The sequence below is a fragment of the Isoptericola maris genome (genome assembly GCF_048065335.1).
Classification (GTDB): Bacteria; Actinomycetota; Actinomycetes; order Actinomycetales; family Cellulomonadaceae; genus Isoptericola; species Isoptericola rhizosphaerae.
Window position 1 is genome coordinate 361,443 of the sequence record NZ_JBLUNY010000001.1, and the last position, 12,622, is coordinate 374,064.

Consider the following 12,622-nt stretch of genomic DNA (forward strand, 5'->3'; position numbering starts at 1 on the left):
CACACCCCACACGGCGGGCCGGCGGGGCTCGGCGACGGGGGCCTCCGGTTCGCACCGCGCTCCTCGCCCGTCGCCGTCCCCGGGAGGTCCTGGTGGTCCTGCTCACCGCCCCGCACGCAGAGCGCCCCCTGAGCGCGCTGCTCACGCCCGTCCGGGCGACGCGGCTCGTCCTGCGACCGGAGGACGTCGGAGGGGCGGCCGCGTGGCAGACCCTCGTGCGCGACGGGTTCCTGCGGGTCCTGCGTAGGGATGCCGCCTGCCCGGCCGACGCCGCCATCGGCCCGACGGTGCGTGCAAGCCTGCTGGCGGCCGAGGTCCCGACGGGCGCCGTCGTGACCGGCCGGACGGCAGCATGGGTACACACCGGGCACGACGACGGTGCGGCCCTCGACCTGACGTACCCGGCCGGCCGCCACCAGCCCGACCGGCCCCCCGGTGCGCGCCTGTGGCAGGGACCCCTGCTGCACGGCGACACGGCGCACCTCGACCTGGTGCCGGTGACCACACCGGACCGCACGGTGGTGGAGCTCGTGCTGCACGTTCCGGCCCCGGTCCCCGCCGTTCTGGCGCTCGCGCGCGGCGCCGGCGCGGACCTGTCCGCGGCACGACGCTCGCTGGAGCGCCGGACCCGTGCCGTAGGGCGACCCCGTGCCCGGGAGCACCTGGACGCCGCCGAGGCCGCGCTCGCACGGGCAGATGCTGAGGCTGAGGCTGGGGCAGCAGTCCTCGACGGCCCGGCGTAGCGTGACCCCATGGCCTCCTCGAAAGCCGTCGAGATCGACGCTGCCGGGCGCTCCGTCCGCATCTCCAGCCCGGACCGTGTCGTCTTCGCCGAGGCAGGGCTGACCAAGCTGGACGTCGTCGAGTACTTCCTCAGCGTGGGCGACGGGATCCTCGGTGCACTGCTGCACCGGCCCACCACCCTCGAACGCTGGCCCAAGGGATACTTCGAGGGCGCCGTCATGGCGACCCGGTCCGACAGCCACGGCGACGCCTTCTACCAGAAGCGGGTCCCGAAGGGCGCGCCGTCGTGGCTCGAGACCGCACGGATCGCGTTCCCCAGCGGACGCACCGCCGACGAGGTCGCGCCGCACGAGCTGGCGGTCGTCGCGTGGGCGGCGCAGATGGGGACCCTGACGTTCCACCCGTGGCCCGTGCGCCGCGACGACGTCGAGTCCGTCGACCAGCTGCGCATCGACCTCGACCCCCAGACGGGCACGACCTTCGACGACGCCGCCGCCGTCGCACCCCACCTGCGCGCGCTGCTCGACGAGCTCGGGCTCGTCGGGTACCCGAAGACGTCGGGCGGCCGCGGCATCCACGTGTTCGTCCCGCTGGCCCCCGAGTGGTCGTTCGCCCAGGCCCGCCGCGCCACCATCGCGATCGGCCGCGAGCTGGAACGGCGCCTGCCCGAGCAGGTCACCACGCGGTGGTGGAAGGAGGAGCGCGGCGAGAAGATCTTCGTCGACTACAACCAGATAGCGCGCGACCGCACGATCGCCTCGGCCTACTCGATCCGCGCGAACCCGCGTGCCACGGTCTCGACGCCGCTCGAGTGGGACGAGGTCGGCGACGTCCATCCCGACGACTTCACCGTGGCGACCGTGCCTGCCCGGTTCACCGAGCGCGGAGACCTGTTCGCCGCGCTGCGCGCCGACCGCGACCCGGCCCTCGACTGCTCGCTCGACGCGGCGCTGGCGCTCGCCCGTCGCGACGAGGAGGAGCACGGGCTCGGCGACCTGCCGTACCCGCCCGAATACCCCAAGATGCCGGGCGAGCCGAAGCGGGTGCAGCCGAGCCGCGCCAAGGACCGCCAGCGCACCGCCGAGTGACCGCGCCGTCCGCGGACGCACGGACCCGTGCGCTCAGACTCCGCGCTCAGGCCCGGCCCGCCCGTACGACAGGTACACCGCCCCGTCGCTGAAGGTCCGGCTCTCCCGCAGCTCCAGCGAGGCCTGCATCCCCTGCGGCAACGCCCGCCGACCCTCGCCGACCGTTCGCGGCAGGACGAAGAGGTCGATCTCGTCGACCCGGCCCGCCCGGAGCGCCTCGGCCGCGGTCGTCGGGCCGGAGACCTCCACGACGCCGTCGGTCTGCGCCACGATCTCGTCCAAGCGGTCCAGAGTCAGCCGCCGCTCGACCGTGGTGCGCGGTGCGTCCACCGGGTCGAGCGCGTCCGAGCAGACGATCTTGTCCGCCCGCGCCCACAGCGCGGCGAACTCGTCCTCGACCTGCCGGCCGGGCGGCCAGTCGTCCCACACCCGCAGCATCTCGTACATGCGCCGGCCCATCACGAAGACGCTGACGTCACCCACGCGACGGTTGATGAACTCGTGCCTGTCATCGCTGGGCGCCGTCCAGCCGATCTCCCCGTCCCCGTCGTTGACGAAGCCGTCGAGCGAGCAGGTGATCATCCCGAATCTCAGTGTTCCCATGCCCTACCGACCGCCTCTGCCTCCGAGACTCATCGCGCCGTGGTGCCCGGAGCACCCGGTAGCAGACCGGCCAGGTCGTAGCCGACCGGCTCGGCGAGCTGGTCGTACGTGCAGCTGGCGGGGTCGCGGTCCGGCCGCCAGCGCTTGAACTGTGCGGTGTGGCGGAACCGGGTCCCCTCCATGTGGTCGTAGCCGACCTCCAGCACGCGCTCGACCCGCAGCGGGGTGAAGGACAGGTCCTTGCCCGCGCTCCACCGTGACTGCGCGCCCGGCCGCCGCCGGCCGCCCTCCGAGCCGGCGGGGTCCTGCCAGTCCGCCCACGGGTGCTGTGCAGACTCCGGCGACCCCGGCTCGACGCGCAGCGGCACGAGCTCGTCGTACAGCGCGGCACGGCGAGCGGCCGAGAATGACGCGGCCACCCCCACGAACTGCAGGGTGCGGCCGTGCCCGGCACCCTCAGGGTCGTTGCCGTACAGCCCGAGGAGCAGCGACCCCACGAGCGGCCGCCCCGGCGTCGACGTCTTGTGCTCACGCAGCCCGGCCAGCACGACGTCCGCGGTGCGGGCGTGCTTGATCTTGAGCCAGCCACGCTTGTTCGGCTCGTACGGGCCGTCGTCCCGCTTGGCGACGACGCCGTCCAGCCCGGCACCTTCGAACGTCTCCAACCATCCCCGAGCGGTCTCGGCGTCCGTCGTGCGAGGCGTGGCATGCACCTGCGGGCCGCCCAGCCCCAGGGCGTCCAGCCGCGCGAGACGCTCCGACAGCGGCAACCTCGACAGGTCCTCGTCGCCCACGGCGAGCAGGTCGAACACCACCATGCTCGCGGGCACCGACTCGGCGAGCAGACGCACCCGCGACTCCGCCGGGTGGATACGCTGGCTGAGCGTGTCGAAGTCCAGCCGAGCGACGTCGTCGCGCCCGGCGGGCGGGCGAGCCACGACGATCTCTCCGTCGACGACGCAGCGTGGCGGCAGCTCGGCGCGCACGGCCTCGACGATCTCGGGGAAGTAGCGGTCCATGGGCTTCGCGCCGCGCGAGTAGATGCGGACCTCGTCGCCGTCGCGATAGACGATCGCGCGGAAGCCGTCCCACTTGGGTTCGTACACCCAGCGGGCACCGTCGTCGGGCTGATCGGGCACCGTCGCGACCGAGCGAGCCAGCATCGGTCGGATCGGTCCGTCCAGAGGAAGGTCCATGAGGGCGAACCTACGCCGTGGGCGCGTGGCGTGCGCGGGGTTCAGGCGTCGACCGGCGCCTCGGGCGCGTCCGACCCGACCTCGGCGGCCTTCGTGCCGGTGATGCGGTAGACGTCGAAGACCCCGTCGATCTTGCGCGCTGCGGCGAGGACCTGCTGCAGGTGCGCCGGCTCGGCCATCTCGAACACGAAGCGCGAGACGGCGATGCGGTCGGTCGACGTGGACACGGTGGCCGACAGGATGTTGACGTGATGGTCGGAGAGGACCCTGGTGACGTCCGACAGGAGCCGCGAGCGGTCGAGCGCCTCCACCTGGATCTGCACCAGGAACATCGTGTTCGCGCCGGTGGTCCACTCGACGTCCACGAGCCGCTCCGGCTGGGAACGCAGCTGGACGACGTTCGCGCAGTCCGACCGGTGCACGCTCACGCCGGCCCCGCGCGTGACGAACCCGACGATCTCGTCGCCCGGCACCGGCGTACAGCACTTGGCGAGCTTGACCCAGATGTCGTCGACGCCCTTCACGGCGATCCCGGGGTCGCCCGTCGAGCGGGACCGACGCGTGGGCTGGCCCGGCCGGGCGACCTCGGCGGTGTCCTCCGCCGTGCCGTCCTCGCCGCCGAGAGACTTCACGAGCGACTCGACCACGTGCTGCGCCGAGACGTTGTTCTCCCCGACCGCCGCGTAGAGTGCGGTGACGTCCGCGTACCGCAGCTCGTTCGCCAGGCCGACGAGCGTCTCGTGGCTCAGCAGCCGCTGGATCGGCAGGTTCTGCTTGCGCATCGCCTTGGTGATGGCTTCCTTGCCTCGCTCGACCGCCTCCTCACGGCGCTCCTTGGTGAACCACTGACGGATCTTGTTCCGGGCGCGACCAGACTTCACGAAGGCGAGCCAGTCCTGCGACGGCCCGGCCGTGTCGGCCTTCGAGGTGAGGACCTCGACGACGTCACCGTTCTGCAGCGGGGAGTCGAGCGGGACCAGCCGGCCGTTGACGCGGCCACCCATCGTGCGGTGCCCCACCTCCGTGTGCACGGAGTAGGCGAAGTCCACCGGTGTCGACCCCGCAGGCAGGGCCATGACCTCGCCCTTCGGGGTGAAGACGTACACCTCGGCAGCGCCGATCTCGTACCGCAGCGAGTCGAGGAACTCGCCCGGGTCCGCCGTCTCCCGCTGCCAGTCCACGAGCTGGCGCAGCCAGGCCATGTCGTTCGCGCGCGGGTCCTTCGACCCGCTCTTGGGAGCGCGAGCGGACTCCTTGTACTTCCAGTGCGCCGCGACGCCGTACTCGGCCCGCCGGTGCATGTCGTGCGTGCGGATCTGGATCTCGACCGGCTTGCCGCCCGGCCCCACGACCGTCGTGTGCAACGACTGGTACATGTTGAACTTCGGCATCGCGATGTAGTCCTTGAACCGGCCCGGGACCGGGTTCCATCGCGCGTGCAACGCTCCGAGGGCCGCGTAGCAGTCGCGGACGGAGTCCACCAGGACGCGGGTGCCGACCAGGTCGTAGATCTCCGCGAAGTCGTGCCCGCGCACGATCATCTTCTGGTAGATCGAGTAGTAGTGCTTCGGGCGCCCGGTGACCGTCGCCCGGATCTTGGCGCCGCGCAGGTCCGCGGAGATCTGCTCACGCACCACCCCGAGATACTCCTCGCGAGCCGGAGCGCGCTCGGCCACCAGGTGCACGATCTCGTCGTACACCTTGGGGTAGAGCGTCTGGAAGGACAGGTCCTCCAGCTCCCACTTGATGGTGTTCATGCCGAGCCTGTGCGCCAGCGGCGCGTAGATCTCGAGCGTCTCGCGGGCCTTGCGGGAGGCCGAGGGCCCTGAGACGTACTTCCAGGTACGAGCGTTGTGGAGGCGGTCAGCGAGCTTGATGACCAGTACACGGATGTCCTTCGCCATCGCGACGACCATCTTGCGCACGGTCTCCGCCTGCGCAGCGTCTCCGTAGGTCACCTTGTCCAGCTTGGTGACGCCGTCGACCAGCATCGCGATCTCGCTGCCGAAGTCCTGGGTGAGGTCGGTCAGCGAGTAGTCGGTGTCCTCGACCGTGTCGTGCAGCAGCGCGGCCGCGAGCGTCGCGCCGTCGAACCCGAGCTCCGCGAGGATCGTCGACACGGCGACGGGGTGCGTGATGTACGGGTCACCGGACTTGCGCTGCTGGCCCCGGTGGGCGCGCTCAGCGGTCGCGTAGGCGCGCTCGAGGACACCGAGATCGCTCTTCGGGTGGTTCGTGCGCACCGCCTGCAGCAACGGCTCCAGCGCGGGCGTGTTCGCAGGTGCGCCTCGTACGCCGAGGCGGACCAGGCGGTTGCGCACCCGGCTCCCGCCGGACGGCCGGGGCGCGTCCATGTTGCTTCGGACCTGCGTCTCGTCGCTCACGGGCACCTCCTTTGACCAGCGTCGGGCGGGCGACGTCCGGGAGGGCAAGTCTACGACCCCGCCCTGAGCAGGGTGTCGACCGTCCTTCCGGCGAGCCTGTCACGGCCGCCCAGGCCCGCGAGCTCGAGCAGGAAGGCCAGCCCGGCAACCACTCCCCCGCAACGTTCCACCAGGGTGGCCGCGGCACGCGCGGTGCCGCCCGTCGCCAGGACGTCGTCCACCAGGAGAACACGAGCACCCGGCCGGAGTGTTCCCGGCCGCAGCTCGATCGCCGCGACCCCGTACTCGAGCTCGTACTCGACCCGCTCGACCGGGGGCGGAAGCTTGCCCGCCTTGCGCAGGGGGAGGAATCCCACACCCAGGCGGGTGGCCAGCGGCGCCCCGAGCAGGAACCCGCGCGCCTCCATGCCGGCCACCACGTCGACGCCCCCGTGCGCAGCGACGATGCGGGCGAAGGCCTCGATCACGTCCGCCAGCGCCGCCCCGTCCGCGAGGAGCGGTGTGATGTCCCGGAAGACCACCGGGGGGTGCGGGTAGTCCGGCACGTCATGGATCAGCGCGCGGACCTCGGCGGCCCTGGCCGGGCCCAGCCCGGCCAGGGCGACCAGCGAGATGTCGTCCGTCAACGTCGTCCCGTCACCGCTTGCGCCGCGGCTGCGCCGCGTTGCCCTGGTGATGCCCCGGGATCAGCTGCGACCGGCCGGCGGCCGCGGCCGCGAGCTCGGCCTCCTGGCCACCCGAAGCGGCCAGCTGCTGGCGCTCGACGAGGACCCTCTCGGTGTGCTCGCGGTACTTGGGCTCGCGCTCACGCAGCGCCACGTCGAGCGGTGTCGCCAGGAAGATCGACGAGGCGGCACCGACGGCGATACCGACGAACAGCGACAGCGACAGGTCGCGGAGCGTGCCTGCCCCCAGCCACAGGGCACCCAGGAAGAGGATGCCGGCGACCGGCAGCAGAGCGACCACCGAGGTGTTGATCGACCGGACGAGGGTCTGGTTGACCGCCAGGTTGGCCCGCTCGGCGTAGGTGTTGCGCGACTGGTCGAGGACGCCTGTCGTGTTCTCGCGGACCTTGTCAAAGACGACCATCTTGTCGTACAGCGAGAAGCCGAGGATCGTCAGGAAGCCGATGATCGTCGACGGCGTGACCTCCCAGCCGACCAGGGCATAGATCCCTGCGGAGATCAGCAGGTCGGACAGCATGGCGAGGATGCCCGCCACCGACATCCGCCAGGCCCGGAAGTAGGCGGCCATGAAGCCGGCAGCGAGCACGATGAAGACGATGACGCCCCACAGCGCACGTTCGGAGACCGCCTCGCCCCACGTCGGACCGACGAAGGACTGGTCGACGTCCGCGGTCTCGACCCCGTAACCCCGCGCGAGCGCTTCGGCGATAGCGGTCGCCTCGGCGTCCTCCACGATCTCGGTCTGCACCCGCACCGCGCTGCCGCCGATCACGGCCACGCGCGGCTCGTCCTCGGGCAGCACCTCGTGCACCGCGTCGATGGCCACGGACTGCTCGGTCGAGCTCACCTCGTTGACCGTGAACTCCGTGCCGCCGCGGAAGTCGATACCGAGGACGAGCGGCTTGACGACGAGGATCGCGACCGAGGCGATCCCGAGGATCGCGACGATCGTGAACCAGATCTTGCGCTGGCCGATGATCGGGTAGGAGCGGCGACCGGTGTACAGGTCGTTGCCCCACTGGGCGAAGGTCATGCTGCCGGCCATCAGCGGTTCTCCTCGTTCTCGCCGGAGCCGGCGTCATCGTTGCGTGGCGAGCCCGGAGCGTCGTTTGGTGGTTCGTCCCCGGATCCGCTCGAGGCCTTGCGCTCGGCCGCGCGGCGCTCCGCGATCGTCAGACGGCGCCCCGAGGCATCGGTCGCCGGCACGGCGCCGGCCCGTGCACCCGCCAGGGCGGGCTCCGGCTCGGGCGCGTCCACCGCGGCGTCCGCTGCCGGACCGGGCGTCGAGAACCTGCCGGCGCCCGCGTAGCGCGGACCGGCGGCGCGGAGCCGTTGCGGCGACAGGCCCGACCAGGCGTGGCCGTCCCGGAAGAACGGCACCTTGGTCAGCAGCTGCAGCATCGGGTGGGTGAACCAGAAGACCACGGCGATGTCGATGATGGTGGTCAGACCCAGTGTGAAGGCGAACCCCTGGACGCCGCCGACCGCGAGGAAGTAGAGCACGATCGCCGAGATCAGGGTGACCGACTTGGCCGCGAGGACGGTGCGCTTCGCCCGGCGCCAACCGCGCTCGACGGCCATCGCCATCGACCGTCCGTCGCGGACCTCGTCGCGGATGCGTTCGAAGTACACGATGAACGAGTCAGCCGTGAAGCCGATCGCGACGATCAGGCCGGCGACGCCGGCCAGCGACAGCCGGTATCCCATCCCCCAGGACAGCAGAGCGATCGAGAGGTAGGTGATGACGCCGGCCACGAGCAGCGAGCCCACGGTGACCAGGCCGAGCGTGCGGTACTGGAAGAGCGAGTACACGACCACCAGCGCCATGCCGACCAGGCCCGCGAGCAGACCGTTGCGCAACTGCTCCGAGCCCAGCGTGGCCGAGATGGTCTCCTGGCTCTGCACCTCGTAGTTGATGGGCAGGGAGCCGAAGCTCAGCTGGTTGGCCAGCGTGGCGGCGGAGTCCCGCGTGAAGTTTCCGGAGATCTGCGGCCGGCCGTCAGAGATGATGACGCCCGGGTCGAGCGACGGCGCGGAGATGACCAGGCCGTCCAGCACGATGCCGAACTGGTTCTGAGGGCTCTGGAGGCCCTGGAGGCGCTGCGTCGTCTCGCGGAACTGTGCGGAGCCCTCGGAGTCCATCTCGATGAAGACGCCCCACTCGTTGGTGACGGAACCGTTCGGTCCCGGCACCAGGCCGGAGCTGGCCGTCGTGACGTGCGTCCCGTCGACCTCCATCGGCCCCAGGATGTACTTCATCATGCTGCCGTCGTTGGCACACGTGACCAGCACGAGGTCGGGGTCGTCGCCGCCGCCGCCCACGAGGTTGTCCGGGTCGGTGCAGTCCAGCGCGTCGAACTTCTCCTGCACGGCCGGGGTGATCTGTGCAAGGTCCGACGCGTCCGTCGGCTCGACGTCGGCCGCTTCCTCGGCGATGCGGGCGTCGACGTCACCGGTCTCCTCGGCGTCCTCGGAACCTTCCTCGGTTCCCTCGGAGCCTTCCTCAGATCCCTCGGCGTCGTCGCCCTCGGTCTCCTCGGCGGGGTTCTCCTCGGCCGGTAGCCCCATCTCGTAGGTCAGCACGGGCCGGAACCGCATCTGCGCGGGCTGGGACACGAGGTCGATCGTCGCCTGGTCCACCTCGCCGGGGATGCCGACGACGATGTTCTCGCCGCCCTGGTTCGCGATCTCCGCCTCGGCGACCCCCGAGGAGTCGATCCGCTGCCGGATGACGTTGATCGACTCGTCGATCGACTCCGGAGTGATCTCCGAGCCGTCCGTCGAGACGGGCGTCAGGATGATCTGGGTGCCACCCTGGAGGTCGAGAGCGAGCCCCGGGGCCAGGCTCGCGCCCGCCGGGTTCTCGTCAGTCTTGGGCTCGAGGTAGACCCCGGCGAGCAACGCCGCGAACGGCACCACCATGGACAGGATCGCGAAGACCACGAGCGTGCGTACTGGACGCGATCGCTGCGTGCTGGAGTTGGCCACTTGGTTCTCTTCCCGTGTGCGCGCGGCCGCCATGGCCGACGCGTGATCGCGCCGACCGGGCGTACCCGGTCGGCGCAGAGGTCACTTGTCCTCGGTCTCGCCGCTCTCCCGGCGCTTGTTCTCCAGGTACTCCCGCTGCGCGGTGTCCAGCCCGGAGAGGTCGTCGGGAACCTCGACGTTACCGTCTGCGGGGGTGATGCTACCTGCATCGTCCGAGCTCTCCGAGGCCTCGGCCTCCTCGGTCTCGTCAGCGACGGCGGTGTCCGTCCGCTTGGCGACCGCGGCACGCAGCCAGCGGGTCCGGGTGCCCGGCGTGGTCTCGATCGTGATGGTGTCGGACTCGTCGTCGATCTCGACGACGGTGCCCACCATCCCGGAACCCGTCATGACCTCCTGACCGGGTGCGAGCGCAGCACGGAACTCTGCTTGCTGCTTCTGCTGCTTGCGCGTGCGCGAGCTCATGAAGAACATGAGCGCCGCCAGCACGACGAAGAGGATGATGATCGAGAAGTCCACGTGGAGTCAGTCCTTCGGCGGTGGTCGGGGTGTTCTGCCCAGTCTAGGGCCGCGGGACGCGGCCCTAGGCCTCGTCGAACAACGTGCGCGACGCCCGGGAGGTTCCCGGCTCCGCGGCCGGAAGACCGGCAGCCCACGCCCCCGCCGGCGGTTCCAGACCCAGGTGGTCCCACGCCTCGGTCGTCGCGACGCGGCCGCGGGGCGTCCGCGCCACCAGTCCTTCCCGCACCAGGTACGGCTCGGCGACGGTCTCGACCGTCTCCGGCTCCTCACCGACCATCATCGCCAGCGTCGTCAGGCCGACGGGCCCGCCCCCGAAACGCCGGCACAGCGCGTCGAGGACGGCCCGGTCGAGCCGGTCGAGCCCGATCGGGTCGACCTCGTAGACCTTCAGCGCCGAACGGGCCGCCTGCAGGTCCAGGACGCCGTCGCCGCGCACCTGCGCCCAGTCGCGGACACGCCGGAGCAGCCGGTTGGCGATGCGGGGCGTGCCCCGGGAACGACCGGCGATCTCGTGCGCGGCCTCGTGCCGGACGTCGACCCCCAGCAGGCCCGCGGACCGCAGGATGACCCGCTCGAGCTCGGCCGCGGCGTAGAAGTCGAGGTGCCCGGTGAACCCGAACCGGTCGCGCAGGGGGGCCGGCAGGAGCCCTGAGCGGGTGGTCGCGCCGACGACGGTGAACGGGGGCAGGGCGAGCGGGATCGCGCTCGCTCCCGCGCCTTTGCCGACGACGACGTCGACGCGGAAGTCCTCCATCGCGACGTACAGCAGCTCCTCGGCCGGCCGGGCGAGGCGATGGATCTCGTCGATGAAGAGCACCTCGCCCTCCTCCAAGGAGGACAGCACCGCGGCGAGGTCGCCGGCGTGCTGGATCGCCGGTCCGCTGGTGACGCGCAGCGAGGTGCCGAGCTCAGCGGCGATGATCATCGCCAGCGTGGTCTTGCCGAGGCCCGGCGGTCCGGAGAGCAGCACGTGGTCGGGAGCGGTGTCGCGGGCGATGGAGGCGTGCAGGACGAGCGACAGCTGATCGCGCACCACTTGCTGGCCGACGAACTCGTCGAGCTTCTTGGGGCGCAGCGCGGCCTCGGCCGCACGCTCGACCTCGTCAGCGCCGGAACCCACCGTGCGACCGCCGAGCTCGGCCGGGTCGATCGCGCCCTCAGCCACGGGGCCCGAGCCTCCGTAGCGCGGCACGCAGCGTCGCGGGCACGTCGGTCTCGGCGACCGTCTCCGTCCCGGCCTCTGCGAGCACCTTGGCCACTGCGTCCTCCGCGACCTTCACCGACCACCCCAGTCCGGCCAATGCGTCGACCACCTGGCCCCGTCCGTCCGTCGTCGGTGCGGCGACGTGCTCCGCCCCGCCGTCGGCCCCGGGCGCGCCCAGCTTGCCCGTGAGCTCGAGGACGATCCGCTGGGCGCTCTTCGCCCCGATGCCGGGGACCCGTCGCAGTGCCGCGAGGTCCTCGCCGGCGATGGCGCGACGCAGGGCTTCCGGCGTGAGCACGGCCAGCATCGCGAGGGCGATCCGTGGGCCGACGCCTGAGACGGACTGAGCGGTCTCGAACACCTCACGCTCGTCGGCGTCCGCGAAGCCGTAGACGGTCATCGAGTCCTCGCGCACCACCAGCATGGTGTGCAGCTGCGCGGGCTCCCCCGGGCGGAGCCCTGCGAGGGTCGCCGGGGTGGCGTGGACCAGGTATCCCACACCGTTGACGTCGATCACCGCGCGGTCGAGGTTCACCTGCGTCACCGTGCCGGCCAGGGATGCGATCACCGGGCTCCCTCCTTTCCTCGAACACCCGTACGGTACCCCGCGGGCCGCTGCGCCGTGCGCTCCGCGGCCGCCCAGGCGCGTTGCGCCGGGGTGGTCTCGTGCCGGTCACCACCTTGCAGGGCGCCGGCCGGACGCCACAGATGGGTGATCGCCAGCGCGAGCGCGTCGGCCGCGTCGGCCGGCTGCGGGACGCTCTGCAGGCGCAGGATGCTCGCGACCATGCGCTGGACCTGTTCCTTGCCCGCCCGGCCCGAGCCGGTGACCGCGGCCTTCACCTCGCTCGGCGTGTGCAGCGCGACCGGCACGCCTCGGCGCGCGGCCGCCACCATCGCCAGGCCGGCGACCTGCGCGGTCCCCATGACCGTGCCGCGGTTGTTCTGCGCGAAGACGCGCTCCACCGCCACCACGTCGGGCGTGTGGTCGTCGAGCCAGGAGTCCAGCCCGCGCGAGATGTCGAGCAGCCTCAGGTCGGTGCTCGTCTCCGGCACGGTGCGCAGCACGCCCACGCCCACCAGGTCGGCCCGCCGGCCGGGACGGGAGTCCACCACCCCGACGCCACAACGGGTCAGACCCGGATCCACTCCCAGCACTCGCACGGCGTCACTGTCTCACGCAGCACCGACAACCTCTGGGAGCGAAACG

11 protein-coding genes and 1 pseudogene are annotated in these 12,622 nt (G+C 71.6%); 2 read left to right on the top strand and 10 right to left on the bottom strand.

Annotated elements, in window-relative coordinates:
- Together ACH5HR_RS01755 and ligD are read left to right on the top strand one after the other, a co-directional pair.
- Positions 1-743 (top strand): annotated as a pseudogene (locus ACH5HR_RS01755) (hypothetical protein); the annotation flags it as partial.
- A gap of 9 nt (positions 744-752) precedes the next feature.
- Positions 753-1,832: a non-homologous end-joining DNA ligase gene (gene ligD / locus ACH5HR_RS01760; protein WP_416475929.1), complete on the top strand. Its 1,080-nt coding sequence runs from the start codon at positions 753-755 to the stop codon at positions 1,830-1,832.
- Positions 1,833-1,865: 33 nt separating this feature from the next.
- Here ligD and ACH5HR_RS01765 read toward each other — a convergent pair whose 3' ends face one another.
- The 10 genes from ACH5HR_RS01765 to ruvC form a co-directional block, all read right to left on the bottom strand.
- Positions 1,866-2,435: a dihydrofolate reductase family protein gene (locus tag ACH5HR_RS01765; protein WP_416475930.1), complete on the bottom strand. Its 570-nt coding sequence runs from the start codon at positions 2,433-2,435 to the stop codon at positions 1,866-1,868.
- Between the two features lie 29 nt (positions 2,436-2,464).
- Positions 2,465-3,631 (bottom strand): ATP-dependent DNA ligase, encoded by a 1,167-nt coding sequence (locus ACH5HR_RS01770; protein WP_416475932.1) that lies wholly within the window; start codon positions 3,629-3,631, stop codon positions 2,465-2,467.
- 41 nt (positions 3,632-3,672) lie between these two features.
- The gene (locus tag ACH5HR_RS01775; protein WP_402372084.1) at positions 3,673-5,985 is read right to left on the bottom strand and encodes a RelA/SpoT family protein; all 2,313 of its coding nucleotides are present in this window, start codon (positions 5,983-5,985) and stop codon (positions 3,673-3,675) included.
- A gap of 80 nt (positions 5,986-6,065) precedes the next feature.
- On the bottom strand, positions 6,066-6,641 hold the full coding sequence (locus tag ACH5HR_RS01780) for an adenine phosphoribosyltransferase (protein WP_416475934.1): 576 nt from the start codon (positions 6,639-6,641) through the stop codon (positions 6,066-6,068).
- A gap of 10 nt (positions 6,642-6,651) precedes the next feature.
- On the bottom strand, positions 6,652-7,746 hold the full coding sequence (gene secF, locus ACH5HR_RS01785) for a protein translocase subunit SecF (RefSeq protein ID WP_416475936.1): 1,095 nt from the start codon (positions 7,744-7,746) through the stop codon (positions 6,652-6,654).
- Entirely contained in the window at positions 7,746-9,623 is a 1,878-nt protein-coding gene (secD, locus tag ACH5HR_RS01790) for a protein translocase subunit SecD (protein WP_402372083.1), read from the bottom strand. Before secD ends, secF begins: the two co-directional genes overlap by 1 nt.
- Before the next feature lie 147 nt (positions 9,624-9,770).
- A complete protein-coding gene (gene yajC, locus ACH5HR_RS01795; protein ID WP_402371699.1) occupies positions 9,771-10,205 on the bottom strand; it encodes a preprotein translocase subunit YajC in 435 nt (144 codons plus the stop codon).
- Between the two features lie 64 nt (positions 10,206-10,269).
- On the bottom strand, positions 10,270-11,373 hold the full coding sequence (ruvB, locus tag ACH5HR_RS01800; RefSeq protein WP_402371697.1) for a Holliday junction branch migration DNA helicase RuvB: 1,104 nt from the start codon (positions 11,371-11,373) through the stop codon (positions 10,270-10,272).
- The gene (gene ruvA, locus ACH5HR_RS01805; RefSeq protein WP_416475938.1) at positions 11,366-11,980 is read right to left on the bottom strand and encodes a Holliday junction branch migration protein RuvA; all 615 of its coding nucleotides are present in this window, start codon (positions 11,978-11,980) and stop codon (positions 11,366-11,368) included. The genes ruvB and ruvA overlap by 8 nt, the downstream gene beginning before the upstream one ends.
- Positions 11,977-12,576 carry a crossover junction endodeoxyribonuclease RuvC gene (ruvC, locus tag ACH5HR_RS01810; protein ID WP_402371694.1) on the bottom strand — a complete coding sequence of 200 codons (600 nt, stop codon included), beginning with the start codon at positions 12,574-12,576 and terminating at the stop codon, positions 11,977-11,979. Before ruvC ends, ruvA begins: the two co-directional genes overlap by 4 nt.
- Between the last annotated feature and the right edge of the window lie 46 nt (positions 12,577-12,622).